The 22,721-nt window shown below is 38.1% G+C and carries 22 protein-coding genes and 2 pseudogenes; 4 read left to right on the forward strand and 20 right to left on the reverse strand.

What is annotated here, in order from left to right:
- Positions 1–86: 86 nt before the first annotated feature.
- Together JOD45_RS05080 and rpsD are read left to right on the forward strand one after the other, a co-directional pair.
- Complete coding sequence (locus tag JOD45_RS05080) at positions 87–566, forward strand: GAF domain-containing protein (RefSeq protein ID WP_205002782.1); 480 nt, start codon at positions 87–89, stop codon at positions 564–566.
- A 227-nt stretch (positions 567–793) separates the two neighbouring features.
- A complete protein-coding gene (gene rpsD, locus JOD45_RS05085; protein WP_205002783.1) occupies positions 794–1,396 on the forward strand; it encodes a 30S ribosomal protein S4 in 603 nt (200 codons plus the stop codon).
- 335 nt (positions 1,397–1,731) lie between these two features.
- Here rpsD and JOD45_RS05090 read toward each other — a convergent pair whose 3' ends face one another.
- The 4 genes from JOD45_RS05090 to JOD45_RS05105 all read right to left on the reverse strand — a co-directional run bounded on the left by JOD45_RS05090 (position 1,732) and on the right by JOD45_RS05105 (position 5,484).
- Positions 1,732–2,217 carry a DUF1648 domain-containing protein gene (locus tag JOD45_RS05090; protein WP_205002784.1) on the reverse strand — a complete coding sequence of 162 codons (486 nt, stop codon included), beginning with the start codon at positions 2,215–2,217 and terminating at the stop codon, positions 1,732–1,734.
- 693 nt (positions 2,218–2,910) lie between these two features.
- On the reverse strand, positions 2,911–3,087 hold the full coding sequence (locus JOD45_RS05095; protein WP_205002785.1) for a hypothetical protein: 177 nt from the start codon (positions 3,085–3,087) through the stop codon (positions 2,911–2,913).
- Positions 3,088–3,207: 120 nt separating this feature from the next.
- Positions 3,208–3,774 carry a hypothetical protein gene (locus tag JOD45_RS05100; protein WP_205002786.1) on the reverse strand — a complete coding sequence of 189 codons (567 nt, stop codon included), beginning with the start codon at positions 3,772–3,774 and terminating at the stop codon, positions 3,208–3,210.
- A 333-nt stretch (positions 3,775–4,107) separates the two neighbouring features.
- Entirely contained in the window at positions 4,108–5,484 is a 1,377-nt protein-coding gene (locus JOD45_RS05105) for an MATE family efflux transporter (RefSeq protein WP_239549085.1), read from the reverse strand.
- Between the two features lie 116 nt (positions 5,485–5,600).
- Here JOD45_RS05105 and JOD45_RS05110 point away from each other — a divergent pair, with 116 nt between their 5' ends.
- Positions 5,601–6,422, forward strand: coding sequence for a MerR family transcriptional regulator (locus tag JOD45_RS05110; RefSeq protein WP_205002787.1), 822 nt, complete (start codon positions 5,601–5,603; stop codon positions 6,420–6,422).
- Positions 6,423–6,457: 35 nt separating this feature from the next.
- On the opposite strand, the pseudogene JOD45_RS16515 reads toward JOD45_RS05110, so the two are convergent.
- The 16 genes and pseudogenes from JOD45_RS16515 to acsA form a co-directional block, all read right to left on the reverse strand.
- Positions 6,458–6,764 (reverse strand): annotated as a pseudogene (locus JOD45_RS16515) (transposase); the annotation flags it as partial.
- A 93-nt stretch (positions 6,765–6,857) separates the two neighbouring features.
- Positions 6,858–7,469 (reverse strand): NAD(P)H:quinone oxidoreductase, encoded by a 612-nt coding sequence (gene wrbA, locus JOD45_RS05120; RefSeq protein ID WP_205002833.1) that lies wholly within the window; start codon positions 7,467–7,469, stop codon positions 6,858–6,860.
- A gap of 102 nt (positions 7,470–7,571) precedes the next feature.
- Positions 7,572–8,180, reverse strand: a complete 609-nt coding sequence (locus tag JOD45_RS05125; RefSeq protein ID WP_205002788.1) for an alpha/beta hydrolase — start codon at positions 8,178–8,180, stop codon at positions 7,572–7,574.
- A 51-nt stretch (positions 8,181–8,231) separates the two neighbouring features.
- Positions 8,232–9,206 (reverse strand): VOC family protein, encoded by a 975-nt coding sequence (locus tag JOD45_RS05130; protein WP_205002789.1) that lies wholly within the window; start codon positions 9,204–9,206, stop codon positions 8,232–8,234.
- A 132-nt stretch (positions 9,207–9,338) separates the two neighbouring features.
- Positions 9,339–9,782 (reverse strand): MarR family transcriptional regulator, encoded by a 444-nt coding sequence (locus tag JOD45_RS05135; RefSeq protein ID WP_205002834.1) that lies wholly within the window; start codon positions 9,780–9,782, stop codon positions 9,339–9,341.
- Positions 9,783–9,940: 158 nt separating this feature from the next.
- Positions 9,941–10,849, reverse strand: coding sequence for a class A beta-lactamase (gene bla / locus JOD45_RS05140; RefSeq protein ID WP_205002790.1), 909 nt, complete (start codon positions 10,847–10,849; stop codon positions 9,941–9,943).
- 162 nt (positions 10,850–11,011) lie between these two features.
- Complete coding sequence (locus JOD45_RS05145) at positions 11,012–12,199, reverse strand: CynX/NimT family MFS transporter (RefSeq protein ID WP_239549097.1); 1,188 nt, start codon at positions 12,197–12,199, stop codon at positions 11,012–11,014.
- A 222-nt stretch (positions 12,200–12,421) separates the two neighbouring features.
- Positions 12,422–12,582, reverse strand: a pseudogene (locus JOD45_RS17025) (IS110 family RNA-guided transposase); the annotation flags it as partial.
- 108 nt (positions 12,583–12,690) lie between these two features.
- On the reverse strand, positions 12,691–13,821 hold the full coding sequence (locus JOD45_RS05150) for an NADH-dependent flavin oxidoreductase (RefSeq protein ID WP_205002792.1): 1,131 nt from the start codon (positions 13,819–13,821) through the stop codon (positions 12,691–12,693).
- 373 nt (positions 13,822–14,194) lie between these two features.
- Positions 14,195–15,379: a D-alanyl-lipoteichoic acid biosynthesis protein DltD gene (dltD, locus tag JOD45_RS05155; protein ID WP_205002793.1), complete on the reverse strand. Its 1,185-nt coding sequence runs from the start codon at positions 15,377–15,379 to the stop codon at positions 14,195–14,197.
- Positions 15,376–15,615 carry a D-alanine--poly(phosphoribitol) ligase subunit DltC gene (dltC, locus tag JOD45_RS05160; RefSeq protein WP_205002794.1) on the reverse strand — a complete coding sequence of 80 codons (240 nt, stop codon included), beginning with the start codon at positions 15,613–15,615 and terminating at the stop codon, positions 15,376–15,378. Before dltC ends, dltD begins: the two co-directional genes overlap by 4 nt.
- A 48-nt stretch (positions 15,616–15,663) precedes the next feature.
- On the reverse strand, positions 15,664–16,815 hold the full coding sequence (dltB, locus tag JOD45_RS05165) for a D-alanyl-lipoteichoic acid biosynthesis protein DltB (protein ID WP_205002795.1): 1,152 nt from the start codon (positions 16,813–16,815) through the stop codon (positions 15,664–15,666).
- Positions 16,812–18,341 carry a D-alanine--poly(phosphoribitol) ligase subunit DltA gene (dltA, locus tag JOD45_RS05170; protein ID WP_205002796.1) on the reverse strand — a complete coding sequence of 510 codons (1,530 nt, stop codon included), beginning with the start codon at positions 18,339–18,341 and terminating at the stop codon, positions 16,812–16,814. Before dltA ends, dltB begins: the two co-directional genes overlap by 4 nt.
- 15 nt (positions 18,342–18,356) lie before the next feature.
- Positions 18,357–18,503: a teichoic acid D-Ala incorporation-associated protein DltX gene (locus tag JOD45_RS05175; RefSeq protein ID WP_205002797.1), complete on the reverse strand. Its 147-nt coding sequence runs from the start codon at positions 18,501–18,503 to the stop codon at positions 18,357–18,359.
- A gap of 199 nt (positions 18,504–18,702) precedes the next feature.
- The gene (locus JOD45_RS05180; RefSeq protein ID WP_205002798.1) at positions 18,703–19,923 is read right to left on the reverse strand and encodes a serine hydrolase domain-containing protein; all 1,221 of its coding nucleotides are present in this window, start codon (positions 19,921–19,923) and stop codon (positions 18,703–18,705) included.
- A gap of 261 nt (positions 19,924–20,184) precedes the next feature.
- Positions 20,185–21,903: an acetate--CoA ligase gene (acsA, locus tag JOD45_RS05185; protein WP_205002799.1), complete on the reverse strand. Its 1,719-nt coding sequence runs from the start codon at positions 21,901–21,903 to the stop codon at positions 20,185–20,187.
- Between the two features lie 152 nt (positions 21,904–22,055).
- Here acsA and JOD45_RS05190 point away from each other — a divergent pair, with 152 nt between their 5' ends.
- Entirely contained in the window at positions 22,056–22,688 is a 633-nt protein-coding gene (locus JOD45_RS05190) for an N-acetyltransferase (protein ID WP_380897208.1), read from the forward strand.
- Positions 22,689–22,721: the final 33 nt, after the last annotated feature.

The raw sequence follows: 22,721 nt of genomic DNA on the forward strand, positions 1-22,721 counted from the left end.
CTAAAAAGAACTCGACATTTATGCTGAAACATTCATCATTTTTTGATAAAATATTATTATTTAAACGTAAATTTGGAGGAATGATGATGTTTTCTGTCTCACAATATTCAGGCACAATAGATGAAAACTATCAATTAGTTATTAAACAATTAAAAGCTCTTGTCGAAGGTGAAACAGACCGCATTGCGAATCTCTCTAATGCCTCTGCCCTGCTTAATCAATTTTTAGAAAAAATAAATTGGGCCGGTTTTTACTTATTTGATGGAAAGGAGCTTGTTCTTGGCCCGTTTCAAGGACTTCCCGCATGCGTACGCATTCCGCTCGGAAAAGGCGTTTGCGGCACGGCCGCCAGCACCGGCAAAACAATGCGTGTTGAAGATGTCAGCCAATTTCCCGGCCATATTGCTTGCGATGCGGCAAGCCGGTCAGAAATTGTTGTGCCTATGATTAAAGAAGACCGTCTTATAGGCGTGCTCGATATTGACAGCCCGATCACCAACCGGTTCACAGAAACTGATCAATACTATCTGGAGAAATTTGCTGCTGCATTGCTGCCTTATATCTAGCCTTGACAGCCGGAAACGTGCAATATATAATGGAATTTGTGTAAAATAAGACAGCTTCCCAATACACGTATAGGAAAACCCTCTTCATTTTGTTCCTCATTTTTGAGGTGCATCGCGTAACTTTACTGTCGAGCGAGGATGCATGAAAACAAAATGACCTATATGGTGATATTGGTTTTCTGTCATTTTATGCAACTCAAATAAAATGACAAAGGAGGAGTCATATAATGGCTCGTTATACTGGTCCAACTTGGAAAAAATCTCGCCGTTACGGCATTTCTTTGAGCGGAACTGGCAAAGAACTTGAAAAACGCCCTTACGCTCCAGGAGAACATGGTCCAAACCAACGCAAAAAGCTTTCTGAATATGGTTTGCAATTGCAAGAAAAGCAAAAGCTTCGTTTTATGTACGGTTTGAACGAAAGACAATTCCGTCGTCTATTCGATGAAGCGGGCAAAATGAAAGGTGTACACGGTGAAAACTTCATGATTCTTCTTGAATCTCGCCTAGACAACCTTGTTTACCGTCTTGGTCTTGCACGCACTCGCCGTCAAGCTCGCCAACTTGTAAACCACGGCCATATTACAGTAAATGGAAAACGTGTAGGCATCCCATCATACCGTGTAACTCCTGGCGATGTGATCGGTGTCAGAGAAAAATCACGCAACCTTGACATCATCAAAGAAGCTCTTGAAGTTAACAGCTTCGTACCAGAATATCTTACATTCGACGAAGAAAAATTAGAGGGTACTTTTAATAGACTTCCAGAACGTTCTGAACTTCCTGCAGAAATCACTGAAGCGCTTATCGTCGAATTCTACTCTCGTTAATAGAAAAAACCTCGCAAATATGGCATTTGCGAGGTTTTTTAATGGTTATCAAAGCATGAAAAATTTATCTGAAAGGGCACTTTTTAAATCTTGCCCGAGAAAGTTTGTTGGGGATTAGCTTTTTTCAAGGGATTGATACTATTGGTTATTTTTGAATTTAACTACTTGACCAGAACTTTTATCTCGAAACGACTTATATGCTAAGAATAATAAGTATGCTGCTCCCAAAAAAGATATGATTGACAGAAAGTCCATATTTAGCCCCTTCCCTAATGTTTTTATGCGATTATAGCATACAAATCTTTTAAGAAGCATTATATCAACTCATATCATCATCACTTAATACGTGATCTAAGAACCAAGCCCATTATAACGGTAAGAATGATAATGAGGAAACCAATGAGTGCATACCAAACAGGGTATCCCGGCTGGCCTAGTGCATCTTTAACAAAACACCAATTGATATAGGCAAAATTCAAAACAACCTCAAGTTTTATCCAACTCACCAAAATTTTTGAATGCCGATAGAAGGCATAAGCATTATTTCCTGACAACCTGTCTGGATAATTGTACTTTTTAGGATATTTCTGTAAAAACCCTATAAAAATATAGAGAATAACTATAATAAATGGCATGATCAAACACATCCATCTACTGCCCCATCCATTTGCTTCACCTTTAGCGTTGGTATGGATAGGAATTGTATCGGTCATTTGCAATATTGACAGAACCGTATACACAAACATGCCAATAATGACAATTACGCAAGCCAAATCATGCAATTTTTCAATTTTTGATTTTGAAATGGGACGATGATTCAAAAACATCCCTCCGTAACATAATCTATTAAAAACCTCGTTGATCTCATAAATCTGTAATAATTAAAAATACAGATAAGCACTATCCCTTCCTTATTAAGGATTTCTGTTTTAAATAGCATCTCTAATAATAATAAACAAAAGTTTCGATTTATGCGAAATATATTTACAAAAAAAAAAAAAAAAAAAACGATTATTTCATTATTTCATTATTTCATTATTTCATTATTTCGGAATCAATTTTTTCAACTATGTAAATCATTAAAGCTAGCTTTATATTACAAATGTATAGGCTAATTCATCATATTATATCGTTTCATGGTGAGATCTATAGACTGTCAAGGAGCAAATAATAAGGCGGCAAACCTCTACATTTTTCTATTGCAAAGTACATACGATATTATCCTTTTTTATTGGCTTTTCATCAAGCTTTAAATGTTATAAACAATCGAAGTAATCCGGAGAAACCACGAGATCGTAGCTTTTGATTATAAACCCTATTTTCACACTTATTACTGGTATGAAAATTAACCGATATAGGCGAATTTGACCGAATATCAAATTTTTTCTTTTTCGGTGGTTCAGCTAAGATGAGTTATGTTAATTATGGAAAAATTCAAGATAAATTCAAGGTAAATTCAATACAAAAGCAAACTAATAAAAAAGATGCCACAACTTAGTGACATCTTTACCTTTCTAAACCACCCAAATAAAAAGCGCAGAAATTATAATTGTTTGTATAACTGAGATAATAGCTAAAGACAACATATTTTTATTGTTTATCTTACCCACAATGAGCCTTTGCCCTACATAATTTAAAACAAGTAAAATAATTAAAGTGGCAACAATCGTTAAAACAATCTCAGTTGCCATATATAGTGATAACCTCCCTATAAAAAAGATGACTTATTTCATTATATATGAAAAACACCTTCTCGATAAGAATTATTATGAATATTTATTATTTTTATTTTAAAGAGTTATGGGGTTATATTAAGCTCCCCGCAATTTCAATATTCTGTAAGTACCACTTCCATACAATCTAACAATAATACTTGTTGTGTACTCAACAGGTGCATATTTTAATGCCTTAAACTTACCATTACTAGAAACTTCGACTACACTACTATCAATTCTTTTAGAATGTGTTGATGCAGATTTACTATAGAAAGGACCTGATAAATCGACATGCTTTGTGTATTTACCTACTTTCCCTTTACCATAAAGAAACGTTCCATATAATCTATGAGAGAAGTTAAATCCAGCTGTATTTTTAACGGTAGCTGAATAACTTTTTTGTCTTTGCGATGCAGCTGCCAATACTAATCCATTTCTTTCCAAAGTAGGTTCAGAATAAAAGCTAAAGCTAATATTTTTATTATTAACCTTTTCCGAAACAGTAAAGTTTTCATCATTTTTTGCTAATTTTTGATTTGCCTTTTTTCTTAAGTCCTCCAATGCATTGTTTAACTCGTCTTTTTGGTTTTTTGTTAATGTTAATTTTTGATTGTTTGAATTATTTTTGTTACTAGTTTTAGCACTTGAAGTATGAACCGACACTACAGTAAGACATAAAACCAAACACAAAGTTAAGCGAATCATTTTTTTATCACTTCTATCTCCTTAGTATTTTTTAAACATAACATATAATTAGAATATTATCAATAAATTGATTAGAGGTATAATTGTGTGTTTATCTATAGGAATATGAATTTCTCAATATTAACCGAATATTATACAATAAGACATTTTTTGAGAGAAAAAGACGATTTTCCCTACGTTCAGGGCAAAATCGTCTTTTAATTTTGTTTCCTATATGGGATTTAAACCAATCAATGAACTCTTGTCATCCGACGGGCGTGTTCACTTTTCCTATAATTACGCATCATCCCTTTATTTTTGATTAACTTGACTTTTGGGCAGCTCCGGCATTTCTCTTGGGACAAGTTCTATCCATTTAAATTTTAATGCGAGATAAGTGATAAGAAGCGTTAACCCTTCAGATATTGGAAAAACAAGCCAAATTGTATTAGGTCCAAAGAGACTAGGCAAAATCCAAAGCAAAGGAATGAATAAGATAATGCTGTGACATAAGATCATCCATATAGCAACGCGGGTTTTCTTAATGGATTGATAAAATTCTACAAAGACCATGTTAATTCCTAAAAATAAATATCCTGCAAAAAAGTAAACAATTCCAATTCTTGTATAATTTATAATTTGAGGAACATCGATCCCGAATAAGTCAATCATCAATCCTTTTCCAACTAGACCAACAATAAATACAGCTATTCCTAGACTTAATCCTGTGATAATCGCAATCCTGATAAATTCTTTCATGCGTTTATAGAGTTTCGCACCGTAATGATAACTTGTAATCGGTTGAATGGCGGCGCCAATCCCGATAAAAAGCATAAGAAACACCGTATGCATATAGTTGACGGCTGCATAGGCTACAATCCCCGTTTCTCCAACAAAGTGGCTAAATGTTATATTGAATGCAACCATCGTCAAAGCGGCTGAACCTTCCACGATAAAACTTGGAAAGCCAATCAAAAGAGTGCTGCCAACTATTGAAAAATTAAGCTTTGTACGGACGAACCCTAATTGTTTTTTCTTCGTCAAAAAGTGTGTGAGTAAAATGAGAATCCCTATAAAAGTACCGATTACTGTTGCATAAGCTGCCCCTTTTACTCCCCAACGGAAAATGAAGATAAAAAGATAATTTAAAATAATATTCACAACGGATGTCACGATTAGTCCCAGCATTGCAAGCGTAGGATTTCCGTCATTTCGGATAAAAATACTTAAAATATTCTCGATTACAAAGACAAGTCCAAATAACAGGATAATGTGAAGATAACTGTCAACGTATGAAATAATCGAATCATTTGCCCCGAATAAATAAGCAAGCGGCTGCTCAAATAATAGACAGAATACGATAATCAATCCTGTCGTCGCGATTGCAAGGATAATCGAATGTGTAAATACTTCTTTCGCACGGTGTTGATTGTTTTGGCCAAGTGCAATCGAATACAACGTGGCGCCTCCCATGCCAATCCACAAAGAAACGGATAAGATGACCGAATAAATAGGCACTGCGATGTTAACCCCCGCGAGTCCTTTATCTCCAACACCATGACTGACGAATAGACCATCGACTAAAATATTGATAGCCATCAATATCATTCCGAATAAAGAAGGAATTAAATACTTTATAAATAATTTATTGGGCTTCATCGTTTGCATGATTGAATGCTTTTTTTCCATAATATCACCTAAGTTTATATTCTTCGAAATCTGCTCCGCTCATTTCATGTCCTTTCTATGATATGATGATAAAGTATTAGGTTACCGTATAGTCAACAGTAAAGAGGTGAAAAAAATTGGAGTCTGCAAAAAAACTGTTTACGACTGGAGAATTTGCAGATTTATGCGGTGTGAAAAAGCAAACGCTTTTTCATTATGATGATATCGGCCTTTTAAAACCAGAGTATAAAAACGAAAATGGGTATCGCTATTATTCCGTTCAACAAGCAGAGGTTTTTAGCGTCATAGAAATGCTAAAAGAAATGGGTATGTCTTTAGCTGAAATTAAGGACTTTTTACATTTCAAAACCCCCGAGGAAACCATCAAATTATTAACGGAAAAAGAAGCAATGATGAAAAAGAAAATCGCGAAAATGCAGCGTACACAGCAAATTATCCGAAATAAGAAAAAGCAAATTGAAGAAGCATTACGGCTGAATTTTGATAGGTTTACAATCGAAAAGATGGAAACAGAATACTATGTATTAAGTGAAAATATTTTAGACTGCTCTGATAAAGAATTTACGAAGTCGATTATGCTATTTATTAAATATACAAAGCGGGAAGAGCTTGATTACGGCTATCCTATTGGCGTTTTGATTCGTCAAGAGCAAGTAGAGGCAGGAGATTATTGGAATTATTCGCATTTTTATATGCGTGTGGATCAATCCGATCTAGCAGAACCTTTTATTAGAAAAGCCGGAAAATATGTAATTGGCTATCATAAAGGAAGCTATTTGACAATTCACGAAACCTATAAAAAGATGAAAACTTATTTATGTGAGGAAGGGTATCGGATTTGCGGCGATAGTTTTGAAGAGTATGTCATTGATGAGGTAAGTGTAAGTGGAGAAGATCATTATGTAACAAAAATAATGATACAAGTAGAAGAAAAGTAAGAAGCACATGCCTATGCCAGCATCACAAAAAGAAAATCTTCACTCCCGATCATGTCATGGTTTTTGACAATATCGGTTGAGATTTTGTGCAAATAGTCATTTCGTGCATTAGTGATATGTTCGTGAATCCTAGCAACTTTAATCCGTTGTTTATGCCAGTTAGAAGAACCTTTTTTCTCCTGTCAATGCCAATAGAACCTGTTTTAGGCAATTCCTCTGCTTCTGTTTCCGCCATAACAGATACAAAATATTTTCCGCCTTGATCTTGCTTCCGATAATCGCAATGCTGCCATTTGTATGTTTTGTTGTATATGACTGAACTTTTGACGATTGCGATTGAAAAATATAAGAAGGGGCTGTCCAAAATTTTTTGGACGGCCCCTTATATCTTAAGTAGATCAAAGAACGGGATCTCTACATTTTTTAAAGCACTGCTTATTGATTTCCTTTTTTAACCCATTCCGCAACTTGTACTGTACGTTTCGCTTGATGTTTAACGGCTGCTTGGACGTCTTCAATCATTTTTCCATCCTGATCTACAGTTACACTTGTTCCATAAGGGTTGCCCCCTGCTCCGAATAGTACTGGATCTGTATAACCCGGTGCTGCAATGATTGCCCCCCAATGCATCATAGAAGTGTATAAAGAAAGAAGGGTTGCTTCCTGGCCGCCATGTGGATTTTGTGCAGATGACATTGCACTTACCACTTTGTTCACTGTTTTGCCATTTGCCCAAAGACCGCCTTGAATATCAAGGAATTGTTTCATTTGTGATGGCATGTTACCAAATCTGGTTGGTACACTAAAGATAATAGCATCTGCCCACTCAATATCTTCTGATGTTGCAACTGGAACGTCTTTCGTCGCTTCAACTGTAGCTTTCCATCCTTCATTTCCTTCAATAACGGATTGCGGCGCCAATTCTTGTACTTTTAATACTTTAACTTCAGCTCCGGCTTCCTTCGCTCCTTCTTCAGCCCACTTAGCCAATTGATAATTTGTTCCACCCATGCTGTAAAAAACCACCGCTAATTTTACGTTTGACATTGTACCATTCTCCTTTTTCGATGAACTCCCAAATAACTTGGATAAAATATCCATATTTTCCACCCTCCCTATTTCAAAATATATTAGCCTTGTATACCTTATTTAAAAAGTTTCTTTATACCAACTCGCAGCAGCCTCAATTTCTTCCATCGTCAACTGATGATCTTTATTTTCCCAATGAAGTGTCACTTGAGCATTTGCCTTTTCTAATAACGATTGCAAGTCTGTAGACTCTGAAGCTGAACACATAGGATCATTCGTTCCAGCTGCTATAAATACTGATTTTCCCGTTAAATCAGGCAATTCCACTCCTCGTCTCGGCACCATCGGATGGTGAAGTATCGCCCCCTTTACAGCGGTTTGATAATGAAATAATAAACTGGCGGCTATATTGGCTCCATTGGAATAACCAATTGCTATGATGTTATCTCGGTTAAATTCATACCTTTCGGCAGATTCATCCAAGAATTCATTTAACTCTTTTGTCCGGAAAATCAGATCATCTTCATCAAAAATGCCCTCGGCTAATCGTCTGAAGAATCTAGGCATCCCATTTTCCAGCACATTCCCGCGAACACTTAATACGTTTGCCTTTTCATCAACCATTTTAGCAAGAGGCAGCAAGTCTGATTCATTGCCGCCTGTACCATGAAGCAATAGCAGCGTTGGCTTATTAGGAGGATCTTGTCCTCCATTAAAGATATGTTTCATTCGTTATCCCCCTGCAAGTCTCGCTTTCTTCCGAAACCACGTTTGATTGGTCTATTCTTTGATAAACGCCTTTGTACTTCTCACTGTATCTATTGGGCGGACCAGTTTTTCTATTTCGGCACGTTGAGGTTCCAGAAATGGAGGCAAAGATAATTTTTCCCCAAGCGTTTCATAAGGTTCATCTCCCATAAAACCAGGACCATCCGTTGCAAACTCAAATAAAATTTGCGGTGCGACTCGTGCGTATAAGGACTCAAAAAAGTGCCGATTTACATAACCCGATGTACGGAATCCAACACTTCTCATTCGCTCATCCCATCCATCTAATACTGAACGATCCTCCACCCGGAATGCCGTATGGTGCACCGTGCCATAACCTTGGCGCGCTTGAGGCAGAATCGTATTATGTTCTACAATGACTGAAGCACCATTGCCGCCTTCCCCTACTTCAAATAAATGGAATGGTCCTTCTTGTGCAACCTCTTTAAACAAAAGAACTTTTTCCAGCATTTCTTTAAAGTAATCAAAGTTTGCAATACGGATAAAGACAGGCCCTAAACCAGTAATAGCATATTCCAGTGGAACGGGGCCCTTTTGCCAAGGTGTACCTGGTTTCACCCCTTGGTTGAATTCATCTGATATCAACTGATATTGTTGATCATCAAAATCAACGAAAGATAGCGTTTTTTTGCCAAATTGTTCTTTAATTCCAGTATGTTTAACTTCTAGACGATCAAAACGTTTTACCCAATAATCTAATGCAGCATCACTTGGTACTCGAAACGATGTCTTGGATATCTCGTTGGTACCATGCACACCTTTCGGAATTCCCGGGAAGTCGAAGAAAGTCATGTCTGTGCCTGGGCTTCCTTTGTCATCGGCAAAGAATAAATGATAGGTTTGAATATCATCTTGATTAACCGTTTTTTTAACTAAGCGCATGCCCAAAACATAAGTGAAAAATTCATAGTTTTTTTCCGCACTGCTTGTAATAGCTGTTACGTGGTGTATTCCTTTGATTTCCACAGGATATACCTCATTTCTTTTTCAAAATAAGTTCATTTACTTTCCTTCTCACTCATAGCGATTTTATTTTATTTAAATTGGTAAATGACTTTGGTTTATATCTTGACTAGTCAAGTGATTGTCCAAAAAAAATTACCTGTCAGGTAATTCTCTTTTTAGACTGTATTTATGCACACGTGTTATAAGTGAATATAATGTTTTCTTTTCTTCCTCACTTAAAACATCATCAAAAAATGATGATTGAAACTCAAGTTGGGCAGGCATTGCCTTTTTTAATATAGACTCGCCTTTCTCAGTCAGGCTGATTATTTTTGTTTTCCAGTCTTGCTTGCGGTTAATATAGCCATCCTTTTCAAGGCGTACGAGCATACGGGAAATACCGCCTTGCGTAACTGTTACTTTTTTCGCTAATTCACATTGGGTAAGTGGTTGATATACTTGAATTTGCACAAGAACATCAAATTGGGCAGTAGTTAAACCAAACTGCTTTAGAAAGCCATTCGATAAATGGTTGCTTTGGTTTGTAAAACGCGCCAGCCGCAGCCAAATTAACGATCCAATTGTATTATTACGTATGTTATTTCCCTCCTTGCCTCGTCTTCTTATTATCACTTTACCAATCAATTGATAAAAAATCAAGGGACTGTCTAAAAATTTTTGGACAGCCCCTTATCCAAGACGAGTGGCCTAATGAAATAACCAATCTAACTCAGGAGGTATTTCTTACAGGCTCATCATGATTGTTTATTTGTTTGCTTAAAAGTATCGAGTGTGACCTTTGCAGCTTGTGCTATAAGTTTGTCATTATATGCTGCATCTTTTTTATCGCGGCTTGAGAGTATGGCAAGGACAATAGGATCTCCTTTTTTTGGCCAAACAACAGCAATATCATTACGGGTTCCGTAGTTTCCGGCACCGCTCTTATCTCCAACTTCCCATCCTTTAGGGGCACCTGCCCGGATCAGCTTGTCCCCGGTTGTGTTAGCCCGCATCCAATCTGTGAGGATCTTTCGTTTGTCTTTCGGGAGTGCATCGCCAACCGCAAACGCTTTAAGGTCGTTAGCAAGTGCTTTAGGGGTACTTGTGTCACGTATGTCTCCAGGAGTTGCTTCATTCAGATCTGTCTCAATGCGTTTAGGCTTTGTAACATGATCACCGATATTTTTAAGTACAGTTTTAAAGCCTTCAGGACCGCCCAATTGCTTAAACAAGAGGTTTCCTGCTGTATTGTCGCTGTAAAGAATAGCAGCTTTGCTAATTTCTCTAAGCGTCATCCCAGATTTTACGTGCTTCTCTGTTATTGGCGAATAGGTAACCAAATCTTTGTCCGTGTATTTAATAACTTTATTCAGTTCATTGTTTGAATGCTGTTTTAGTACCGCGCCTGCTGCAAGAGCCTTGTATGTAGACGCGTAGGCAAATCGTTCATTAGGTCGATAAGACACCGTTTGTCCCGTCCCGGTATCAATCGCGTAAATACCTAGCTTAGCATCAAATTTCTTCTCTAGATTACGGAATTCTTGATTAGTTGCCGGTTTTGACGACTTCTTTTGAACGCCGTTTGAACAACCACTGAGCGGAACGAGTAAAACCAATAACATGAATAAAGACATTTTAACGAATTTAGATCGATATGGTCGCATGAATTTAACCTCCATTCAAAAATTACGTTTAATATCACATTTATTGTTTACGGAAATCCAGAAGTTAAACATTGGCATTTTTAGGTGTTCGCCGTTAATTTCTTTCCTCTGCTCCCCAACGATATTCCCCACAAAAGCTTGGCAATTGCCATTTTTACCCTATTATGTTTCTCTTTTTAAAGGATAATCATCGTTATCTGATGAAGTGACAAATTTATTAGAACCGGCGCCCATTCCAAAAATAAAGGTAAGAAGCACGACTATAACAAGCATAAATAAGGAGATTGTCCAGCTGTGAGTGACATCGTGAATAAAGCCAAAAAATGTTGGGCCTATTGCGGCCAATAAATAACCAATAGATTGAGCCATACCTGAAAGTTCTGCTGATTCATGAACATGACGTGTACGCAATACAAAAAACATATTAGCCAGACTGAATAAAGACCCTTGCGCTATACCAATCAGAATAACAAATAATGGAACAAGTGAAGTGTTTCCAGTCATAATGCCAATAGAGCCGATAAGCATTAAGAAAACAGTAACGGCTACAAGACCGCGCTGACTTGAATAGCGGCCGGCGATAATAGGTACTATGAATGATGACGGTAGAATGGCAAATTGTATTAATGACAGTACCCATCCGGCAGCTGATAAACTCATGCCTTGTTCATGTAAAATCTCAGGCAGCCAAGCTGCAAGAACATAAAAAATCATTGATTGCAGACCCATGAAAAAGGTTACTTTCCAAGCAAGGCCGGAACGCCACAAGTACCCTCCGCCTGGCACTTTAGATCCGATAGAATGATGTCGGAAACGCATTTGCGGGAGCCAGATTATCACTGTAATGGCAGAAAGAATTGCCCAGCATCCAAGAGCTCCGCGCCAACCGAATCCGGCTTCAACGGCTATTGGAATACTAATTCCAGAAGCAACGGCCCCGCTTATATTCATAGAAACTGAATAAACGCCTGTCATAAGGCCGACATGATGCGAAAATTCCCGTTTAATTAAACTTGGTATTAATACGTTACCTGCAGCGATTCCCATCCCAAGCAAGGCCGTTCCAATAAACAGTGTTGTTATGGAAGGTATGGATCTTAAAATAATGCCAATGGTTAATATAACAAATCCTGTCAAAAGTGTGATTTCCATCCCAATACGCTTGGCTATTTTTGGAGCAAGTATTGAGAAAACTGCAAAGGAAAGTAAAGGTAATGTCGTCAGCATCCCTGCTAATGTATTTGATATTCCAGTGTCCCCGCGGATTTCTCCTATAATTGGCCCCACAGCGGTAATCGGTGCTCGAAGATTAGCGGCAGCGAATAAGATTTCTATAATCAGAAACCACATGCCTATACGTGAAACGGTATGAGAATGGGTATTAATTGCTTTTGATTCTTTCATTCTTCCTGTTCTCCTATCTATTTAAGCTTACTCGATTAAGTACGGCTTTTTTAATAAAATAAATGCTGACTTTTAAAGGGTGTATTAGGACAAGGTTGTATTGAAAAAAAGTTAATTATAATTAACATAAAGTATAATATAATGTATCATTAGTGATGTCAATTAATTAAGCTCACCCATCAGTTTCATATCTGATTTCATTTTCTTCACTTTCACATCGTGGGCGTGAAGCTCCTTGGATTCGGGGTGACCATGGTCATTGCCGCTAAATACAGATAGCGCCGCAGACGGGATCCCCCGCGTTTGGAGAGAACAATTTGGCCCTTCCATTATAGGTTCCCTATAGAGCATATAAATATTAATGGCACTTAAGCGTGGACAAAGAAAAAACTCCCAAATTGAAATACTAGGTTTCGATTTGGGAGTTATATGTCTTTTTAATCTTCAATTGGAAACCATCCAGGTCTGCTGAGAATGACTTGCCAAAGAGGATTTGGTATGACAAGGCGTGATTTGGCGTCTTTCTTTAGCTTTGTTTCAATTTCAGACTCTTTTCCTTTTCTAACCTTTTCAACCCAATCAGGATCAATGATGAGCTCTCGTCCGATTGCAATCATTGAAACACCTGTCTGAATCGCTTTTAAAGCATCGTCTGCTGTGTAAATTGAGCCTACACCAATCACTGGAACGCTTTCTCCAACTCTCTCCTGAATAATTTCAAGACGAGAACGGGAATCTTCAACACCGCGTCTCGGAGTTGACCAGAACTCCATTAAGGAAACATGAAGGTAATCAAGCTCTTTACTTGACAAAACATCTACTAATGCAAGAGTGTCTGCCATTGTTATTCCAGGTGTTTCAGGTTCTTCTGGTGAGAATCTATATCCAACGAGGAATGGTTGTTTCGCATGTTCAGCTACTGCCCTTTTCACTTCATCTACAACGGCAATTGGAAATGTTAATCTTTTTTCTAAACTGCCGCCGTATTGATCTTCACGCCGGTTTGAATGTGGTGAAAAGAACTGCTGAAGTAAATATCCATTAGCTCCATGTATTTCAACCCCATCAAATCCAGCTTCGATCGCTCTCCGGGTAGACTCGCCAAAATCACGAATAATGGATTGAATTTCTGTCTCAGTCAAAGCGCGAGGAACTTGACCAGATATTTTTCCTCGTTCTGCCGGAACAGCGCTAGCACTTACAACTTCTCCATTTGGAACTAACTCTGGAGGACACAGCCTGCCGCCATGGTAAATTTGGAGAACTGCTTTTGCTCCTTGTTCTTTAATGGCAGAAGCCAGCCGGCGTAAACTTGGAATCAAGTCATCACGATCGCTTCCAATTTGACCAGGAAATCCTTTTCCGTTATCTGTGACATATGCACAAGCTGTGACAACCATTCCGACTCCATTTGAACGGCGGCTATAGTATACTAATTCTTCATCTGAAACTGTACCGTCTGAATTTGAAGAATAATTGGTCATTGGCGCCATAACGATACGATTATCTAATTGAATTCCGCTGCGTAAGGTCATTGGCTGAAATAGCGGTGTATATTTTGAATTCATAATTCTTGCCCCCCGTATTTTAGTGAACATTTTTATCATACTTTTAAGATATAAAAAACGCATTAAATATGCTCCGTATTAATTTTCCAGTCATTGAGCTAATTATTCCAATTCGCTGATATCGGGCTTTTTAAGATAGGGTAATAATGAAAACAGGCTTATGATTAAAAACAATGGTCTCTCAATTTCTCCAGGGATTGCTTTTTCCATGCAACTCTATATCTATTATTTAATTGAAATAAACCCCTAAAGATGATAAAGATGGGGTTTGATAATTTAAGAAGAAAAATCGAAAAAATATAAAAACAAGTGGAGAAAACAATTTGTTTTTCTCCACTTGCTTCATTTTAAGGACTTATCAGACAGCCCCTTCTTATATTTTTCCATTAGGACTGTTATAGAATTTTTTAATCGCTTGGTCAACATACACCCAGCCCTTCCAGCCGAGATGCATTGTATCCTTTAAGAAGTATTTGTCATATTCATGATTTGAAAAATCGGCTACTGGAAAACCTGCATCTTCCACTTGTTTTTTGATCCTGGTGTAATAATATTGCCTTGTTTTTTTAGGTACACCGGCAAAATCATACCAGCGGCCGTTCTCTGGAACAGAGATAAACAATGCCTTGGCATGTTTTTCCTTTAATAAGTCTAATACAAGCTGCAAGTCGCCGTACTCTGGTGAATGATAATAATTTTCATGCTTTCTAAACCCTTTTAGATGACCGATTTTCGCTTGTATTTTCTTTCTATAATAATGGTCATTAATTCCATAAGGGTTAGTCTTCGTATCATTTTCACCCATTAAATCGGCACGGTGCTGAAGTTCTTTCCAGGAAAGATGCTTTAAGCTTGGATCAACGTTAGGACGGTGAGGTTTAACAGAGAGGGACTTAAACGTATCTCTCCAGATAAGCACTCTATAGTTGAATTGTCCTAACGCTTTCTCATAACCTAACTTCAAGCTGTTTACTTTGTCATGATAAGCGATGCCTCTTAACAAGTAAGCAAGGTTCTTATCTTTCCTAATAAACCCGAATTGGAGCAAACGTTTTGCAGCATCTTTCTTCAATGTTGGGTCAATGTCTTTATTAAACACAAAATCATACGCTTGCAGCTTTGAAAAGTTCGGATCAAAATGCATGCTATCCAATCCCTTTTCATTAAACCATTGCGGGGAAAGGATAAAAACAAACTTCCTGTCTTTCAGCTCATTAGACATTGAAGCGAAGTTCAAAAAATGCACAAGGGATTGCATACCGCCCCGCCCCACTAGAAACGGGGTAAAACCGTCATAATTGACTTTAAAATAGTTGGACGGGTGGTAAGGATCTAAACGCAGCAGTTCAGATGATCCAAATATAGGAAGATACTTTTTGTCATCCATCATTTTTTGCTGCAGGGCTATACCTTGAAACATATTTGGATCTAAGCTTGTCGCTGCTTGGTTTACCTTCTTATTGCTTATAAGGGCATGCTGAACGCTCGCCGGTGTAAACAATAAGGCAAGGAAAATAATGATGGCCAAGATTAATGGGCCATACCTTGGCTTTTTCATTTCATTTCAGCCAACTTATTAATAATAAGATTCGGCGTAGCCCATTCTTCGCGATCAAATTCAGAAATGGATACAGGAATGCCTAATTTATCTTCAATTTCAACTAAAAGATTGACAGTGCCGAAAGAATCTAGAATGCCTTCTTCAAAGATTTTTACATCAGGATTTTCCTTAACAATATCGTTTTCACAAACTTCTTCAAGAATATCCAATACTTGTTCTTTAAAATCAGCCATGATTATACGTCTCCTTTATAAATAAAAGTTCTATATTTTAATAAGTTTTTAAGTGAATAATCTTCCTGAGAAGATTAGGAAACTGAAACATACAAAATTAAATGTAATGACCACAGAAACAACATGCATGAACTTATTGTCCGGCCAAAACTTATGCTTTTTATTTTTCCTCTCAAATATATCAAAGGAAATGAAATAAAGCGTGTGGAGCAATCCATAAACAATATAGTGCAGGTACGGACCATGCCATAGCCCCATCACAAAGAAATTGAGAAATATGCCTATATAAGAAATTGTGTAACGGTTTTTAATCACTTTCTTTTTGGTCATCGTAAAGACAAAACGCATAAAAATATAATCTCTAAACCAAAAAGATAAAGTCATGTGCCAACGATTCCAGAAGTCCTTGATGTTGCGGCTGATGAACGGCTTATTAAAGTTTTCAGGGGACTTAATCCCGAGAATATAACTTACGCCGATAGCAAAATTGCTGTAGCCGGCAAAATCAAAGAACAAGTACATACTATAGGCATACATATATATCACAATACTTAAGAATGTATCATGTTTTAGATACTCGGACATTAGGATATGCTGATTAATGAGATACCCAATGATAAATTTGTAAAGGAATCCTTGAATAATCCGGTTTATGCCCCGATAGAGAAGTTCCCTGTATTCTTCTTGTGTCGGCGTATGATTAATATCTTTTTCAAATCGTCGATATCGGTCAATAGGCCCCGATGTAAATGTCGGGAAAAACAACAGGAAGCGAAGGAAGCGGTAAACCGAAACTTCCTTCAACTGCCCGTCGCGAATGTCAATGATCATTTGAACGGCTTTAAATGTTAAATAAGAAATCCCTAGAAAGCCAACCATGCTCAAGCTTTTAAAATAAGGCGCGAACTTAACGATTACAAGCGGTATAATGGATAACGCAACCGCTAAATAGAATATGCTGGTAGGGTTATTTTTCTTGCGGATAGGCAAATAGGCTTTAATCACTATAATTTGCCATATCACAAAAATAATTAACGAGATAGCTTGCGGCGGCTTATTGTAGAAAATAAGCGCCAAAAATACAATCGTAATAACTGCATTATATGTTTTAAATGATTTTCCATTAAGGCCTGCTATGATTGACGGAATTAATAGTATCGCAAGGATGAAGAAATAGAGAAATGTTGCATAAGGAATCATACTGTCATTGTTACCTCTTTCAATAACGCTTTGCGATCTACCTTTCCGTTAGCAGTCATTGGAATGGAAGATTGGTAAACGAATTTTCTTGGAATCATATAAGCTGGTAGTTCAGCTGCCAGTTCTTTTTTAATCGCTGATGTAAGCTGGAATTCCTTCTCAAATGAATGTTCATTTGGAACAACGATCGCTAACAGATAGTCGTAAGCATCGTTTCTTTTTATCGGCAATACAACACCAGCATTCACATAAGAACTGGAGCGAAGATGATGTTCAATTTCTTCTATTTCCATACGATATCCATGCAATTTAATTTGGTTGTCCATCCGTCCGTGACAGAAAAGCAAGCCGTCTTCTAAAATCCCAGCATCTTTTGTTCTGTAAGCTCGCTCCCCATTCACAGTCATAAACGCTTTTTCCGTTAACTCCGGCGCACTTAAATAGCCTTTGCTGACACTTGGGCCGACAATAACAATTTCACCTTTTTCGCCGTCGGCGGCTATTGTGCCGTCCTCTTTCATAATTAGAATTTGGCAATCGCTCTTACAATAGCCGACTGGCAGTGAATCGTATTTTTCAATGATGTCCTTGTCAATAGTAATGCTTGTGACAGCAACCGTTGCTTCGGTTGGTCCATATGAGTTGATAATTTCTGCTTCCGGAAATCTTTCTAACAATTGTTTGGCTACATTGTTTGGCAGCACTTCCCCGCAGAATAGAAACTTTTTAAGGGAAGGCAGCATGTCACTTGAAAAGTCAGGCGCCATTAAGCACATTTCTGCAAAAGACGGCGTAGAAGTCCAAACTTCGATATTGGATTGGGCAAATGATGCGAATAGTTCCTTAGGCTTCGCAATCATTGCTTTATCAATAGCCCACAACGTACCGCCAGTATAGAGACAAGGATAAAGATCCATAACTGAAAGGTCAAATGAGAACGGCGCTTGGTTTAAGAAGACTTGCCCTTGCTGCAATCCAAAGTCATTTACCGCCCAGTTCACGAAACTTTCCAGACAGTTCTTTGTAATTTGAACGCCTTTAGGGTTGCCGGTGCTTCCGGAAGTATAGATGATATAATAGTTATCCTCGCCTTGAACGGCTTCTTCAGACTGAGGCTTTTGCCCTTTGTAAGTTTCAAAAATTTTGTTTAAATCAAAAGGATTAATAGACCGAATCTTGTCTGTACCGTTAATTGTCAATGCTTCTTGTGAAATGAAAAGTTTCGCTCCGGAACCTTCAATCATGCGATGAATGCGGTCTTCCGGAATGGAAATATCAACAGGTATATAAGCATGGCCGGCTTTTACTGCCGCCAAAAAACAAATGATCATTTCTGGCTGCATATGTCCATGGACTAAAATTGGTGAATCATCATTTGGATATTCGTTAGTTATCCAACACGCCAGAGCATCGGAACGCTCTTTCAACTGACGATAAGTGAGCTGCTGCTCTCTCCAAACAAATGCTTTTTTGTCAGGATTCTCTACAGCCCATTTGTCAATCGTTTCGATTAATTTTAAATTCATCATTATCATCACCTTTTAAAATTCATTATAAATAAATGGACTTGAATGTGTGGCCTTAGCCCCATACAACCAAACAAGAGCAACAATGATCACAAGATAGTAAAGTGTTTTGATAAACCACTGTGTCACTGGACGCGACCACAGTTTTTGGATTGTTTTCATACTTTCACTCCTTGATTCAAGGAAATCTCATTTATTGGTGTGATTTTTAAATAAAGTTGAGATCATTAAAGCTTTTTCATTATATAACACCAATGACATATTTTTTACCCTTTTTCCAATAATGTTACCTTTTTGTAACCACTCAAAAAACAGATATAATGCTTGATGCATCCTTGTTCAGATTAGCAAATGACAGGTTTTATGGATGAATATGCTGGTTTTGCGGAAGATCAGTTTTGTCTAATTTTGCATAAATCGTCTTATTTAAAAGGCCAAGATTTTTGATGTTATTTTGTATATTTGACAGCAAGACGACGTACTCGCTTCCGTCCTTTTGATAGCCATTCATCGCATTCCACCCCGACAATACGCCATGATTGGAGAAATTTGTCGGTTTCATATACCATCCTGGACGATTAACATACCAGCCAAAGCCATAATGGTGTTTATAAGGTGTCATCATTTGTTGGTAACTTTGTTTTGAAATAAGTTTTCCGGATGCTAACGCCCGGTCAAATTTATATAAATCTTCAGCTGTCATATAAATATCTCCGCAGCCAAATATCTGTGAAAAATCAGGCATGATCGGCTTATATGAAAGGCCGGATAATATTTTATACCCAGTGGAAGGGTACATTTCATTTTTAAGCTGGCTGCCAAAACCTGACTGGTTCATTCCAGCTGGTTTGAAGATATGTTCCTTGATATACTCATGTAACGGCTCGCCGCTTATTTTCTCTACGAGATACCCTAAGACAGAATAATTGGCATCGTTATAATCAAATTGCGTGCCCGGTTGGAATTTTAAAAACTCTGAGTCAAATCCAATGCGCTTGACTAATTTATTCGGCGAGAGCTTCACCTTTGTTTCAAGATGTTTTCCGATGCCGGACGTATGGGTCAGCAAATTGAATATTTTTATTTTATTGGCATTCGGAAAAGAAGGAAGATATTTGGATAATGGATCATTAATATTTATTTTCCCTTGCTGTTGAAGCTGCATTACTGCTGTCGCAACAACCGGTTTGGTAACGGAGCCGATATAATATACCGTATTTGGATTGTTTTTAATTCTGTCGTTTATATTTGCGAATCCATAGCCCTTATTGATGATCACCCTTCCATTTTTTACAATAAAGGCCGTGCCGTTAAAGTGAACTCTTTTTAAATATTGGTCGATATCCTTATTGCGGACAATATTGGCAGTCGGCCGCTTTGTTTCAACCGTTTGGTTTTCCGCCGCTTTGTGCTCAGTATGAATTGTTTTTTCTTTTAGATACTGCACTCCCTCTGTCTGCACATTCTTTGCAGATAAATGTTTTGAATAAAGAAAGAAGGAACCTATACCAATAACAACTGCAACACCGCAAAAAGCAATAAATTTTTTGAAGCCACTTTTTCGTTTGATTCTTCTTTGCATATGGTCCTCCGCTGATATTCTGTTTTAATTATTTTGCTTGAATTTATATAAACCCTTATGTTAAGGTTAATATTTACCTATTTGCTTAAAAAAATAAAGGCTTTAATAAATATAATTTAGAATAGCACACCCTTGCTTTTAAATGATTACAAAAAAATGACAAAGTTAATAAGGCGAATGTTTGTTCATTTTATTTGCAAATAAAAACCCATTGAATGGATAATATGCCGCCATTCAATGGGTTTTTAACAACCAATAGATTTAATCTTCCATTGTTGACAAGTCTCCGGTTGGCAAATCCAACTCCCAAGCCTTTAAGACGCGTCTCATAATTTTTCCGCTTCTTGTCTTTGGCAATTTATCACGGAATTCAATTTGCCTAGGCGCTGCATGTGCAGCCAAACCTCTCTTCACAAACAAACGAATGTCCTCTTTCAGTTCGTCGCTTGGTTCATATCCTTCACGAAGGCCAATGAAGGCTTTGATAATTTCTCCCCTGACAGGATCCGGAATACCTATGACCCCGGCTTCCGCTACAGCCGGATGTTCAACAAGCTTGCTTTCAACTTCAAAAGGACCGACGCGTTCGCCGCTCGTCATAATAACATCGTCAATGCGTCCTTGGAACCAAAAGTAGCCATCTTCGTCCATGTAGGCTGAATCGCCGGATACATACCAGCCTTCCGGAGTAAAATATGATTGATATTTCTCTTCATTATTCCAAATTGCTCTCATCATAGACGGCCAGCCTTTTTTAAGGGCTAAATTTCCCATTGTATTAGGCGGGCATTCATTGCCTTGATCATCAACGATCGCAGCGGTTACGCCAGGAATCGGCTTACCCATTGATCCCGGCTTTAACGGCATGGACGGGTAGTTGCAGATCATCATAGCCCCGGTTTCGGTCATCCACCATGTATCGTGAATTCTCTTCTGAAAAGCCTTCATTCCCCAACGGACAACTTCCGGGTTCAACGGTTCTCCGACAGACAGGATATGGCGCAAACTTGATAAATGATATTTTTCCAATAGCTCCTGCCCGGCGCCCATCAGCATCCGGAACGAAGTCGGTGCGCTGTACCAAACCGTCACACCGTAATCCTCAATGGTTTGGTACCAATCTTCCGGACTAAAGCGTCCGCCGCGAATCACACTGGACGCGCCGTTTAGCCAAGGCGCAAATATCCCGTATGATGTGCCGGTTACCCAGCCTGGATCAGCCGTACACCAATAAACATCATCTTCTTTTAGATCAAGGACAAACTTTCCTGTTATATAATGCTGGATCATGGCATTATGTACATGAAGGACGCCCTTCGGCTTGCCGGTGGAACCGGATGTGTAATGAAGGATTAAGCCGTCTTCCCTGTCAACCCATTCAATATCCAATTGATCGCTTGCATCTTTCATCCACTTATGAAAATCAATAAATGGCCCTTCTTCTTTAACATTATCGCCTACGATGACAATAGATTTAAGCGCTTTAAGTTCTTGATAAGGAACACGATCAAGCAATTCGGGTGTTGTTACAATAACTTTGGCTTCGCTGTCTTCAAGACGGTCCCTGACCGCCCCTTCCATAAACGCTTCAAACAGCGGCCCGACAATAGCTCCTAATTTAACGGCTCCGAGCAGTGCAATATAGAGTTCTGGAGATCTTGGCATAAAGATAAATACACGGTCGCCTTTTTCAACATCGGCAGCTGTTTTGAGTACATTAGCTGCTTTATTTGTTAACTTTTTCATTTCAGCAAATGTATATTTTTCATTTCTGTTAGCGTTAGAATAATATAAAGCCACTTTATTTTTTCTTTCGCTTTCCGCATGGCGGTCGATGGCTTCGTACGCAATGTTAACTTTTCCTGTTTTACTCCAAGAAAAGGCTTCTTCGGCTTGTTTCCAGTTAAACTGTTCTCTTGCTCTGTCGTAGTCTTCAAGGTTATGTTTCCCGGAACTTGCTGGCAATGTTTCGTATTCCATTATTATTTCCTCCTCGCTTGAAATCCTATGAATCAATTATATTATATAATAACACATTTCTCAAAATTTGAAATAACGTTTATTTTATGGATTGTAAACACTTACATAAGACCTGTATAATAATATTGAATGATTAATTAGGGGTGACCAGTTTGGAACATATCAAAACATACAATGCCATGACACGCTCAACGCCTAAGGGAAAACTTGTAATCGAAGGTCCAATCCCCAAGGAACGTCTGGAAACCTATGATTTCCATGAAGACTTGACAGCTTTCCGTCCCGCCAAGGAACAATTCAAAGCACTCAAAGGCATTGCTGAATTGCCTGAAGGCCGCATTATCATTGCAAGAGACGATCATACAGTGATCGGATACGTTACCTATTTGTATCCGGACCCATTGGAAAGGTGGTCCGAAGGCCATAACCCTTACCTCATCGAATTAGGCGCTATCGAAGTGGCGCTTGAATTTCGAAAATATAAAGTCGGCAAGGGACTGTTAAACGTATCGATGATGGACCCCTTTATGGAAAACTACATTATTATTACAACTGAATATTATTGGCATTGGGATTTAAAAGGAACAGGCTTGTCCGTATGGGACTACCGCAAAATAATGGAAAAAACGATGCAGGCAGGCGGCCTTGAAGTCTTTGCAACTGATGATCCTGAAATTTGTTCCCACCCCGCCAATTGCCTAATGGTTAGAATCGGCAGACATGTGCCAAAAGAAGCCATTGAAAATTTTGACCATCTAAGATTTAAAAATAAATACATGTACTAGTTTAGAAGTTGGAAAACAAAAATAAACTGACAC

It is taken from the genome of Scopulibacillus daqui (assembly GCF_016908855.1).
Lineage (GTDB): Bacteria > Bacillota > Bacilli > Bacillales > Sporolactobacillaceae > Scopulibacillus_A > Scopulibacillus_A daqui.

Coding starts and splice junctions, on each gene's coding strand:
- dltD (WP_205002793.1), bottom strand. CDS start 15,379: ATGAAAAAGCCAAGGTATGGCCCATTAATCTTGGCCATCATTATTTTC.
- bla (WP_205002790.1), bottom strand. CDS start 10,849: ATGCGACCATATCGATCTAAATTCGTTAAAATGTCTTTATTCATGTTA.
- dltC (WP_205002794.1), bottom strand. CDS start 15,615: ATGGCTGATTTTAAAGAACAAGTATTGGATATTCTTGAAGAAGTTTGT.
- JOD45_RS05145 (WP_239549097.1), bottom strand. CDS start 12,199: ATGTGGTTTCTGATTATAGAAATCTTATTCGCTGCCGCTAATCTTCGA.
- JOD45_RS05150 (WP_205002792.1), bottom strand. CDS start 13,821: ATGAATTCAAAATATACACCGCTATTTCAGCCAATGACCTTACGCAGC.
- JOD45_RS05125 (WP_205002788.1), bottom strand. CDS start 8,180: ATGAAACATATCTTTAATGGAGGACAAGATCCTCCTAATAAGCCAACG.
- dltA (WP_205002796.1), bottom strand. CDS start 18,341: ATGAATTTAAAATTAATCGAAACGATTGACAAATGGGCTGTAGAGAAT.
- dltB (WP_205002795.1), bottom strand. CDS start 16,815: ATGATTCCTTATGCAACATTTCTCTATTTCTTCATCCTTGCGATACTA.
- acsA (WP_205002799.1), bottom strand. CDS start 21,903: ATGGAATACGAAACATTGCCAGCAAGTTCCGGGAAACATAACCTTGAA.
- JOD45_RS05105 (WP_239549085.1), bottom strand. CDS start 5,484: ATGGAAAAAAAGCATTCAATCATGCAAACGATGAAGCCCAATAAATTA.
- wrbA (WP_205002833.1), bottom strand. CDS start 7,469: ATGTCAAACGTAAAATTAGCGGTGGTTTTTTACAGCATGGGTGGAACA.
- JOD45_RS05175 (WP_205002797.1), bottom strand. CDS start 18,503: ATGAAAACAATCCAAAAACTGTGGTCGCGTCCAGTGACACAGTGGTTT.
- JOD45_RS05180 (WP_205002798.1), bottom strand. CDS start 19,923: ATGCAAAGAAGAATCAAACGAAAAAGTGGCTTCAAAAAATTTATTGCT.
- JOD45_RS05080 (WP_205002782.1), top strand. CDS start 87: ATGTTTTCTGTCTCACAATATTCAGGCACAATAGATGAAAACTATCAA.
- rpsD (WP_205002783.1), top strand. CDS start 794: ATGGCTCGTTATACTGGTCCAACTTGGAAAAAATCTCGCCGTTACGGC.
- JOD45_RS05095 (WP_205002785.1), bottom strand. CDS start 3,087: ATGGCAACTGAGATTGTTTTAACGATTGTTGCCACTTTAATTATTTTA.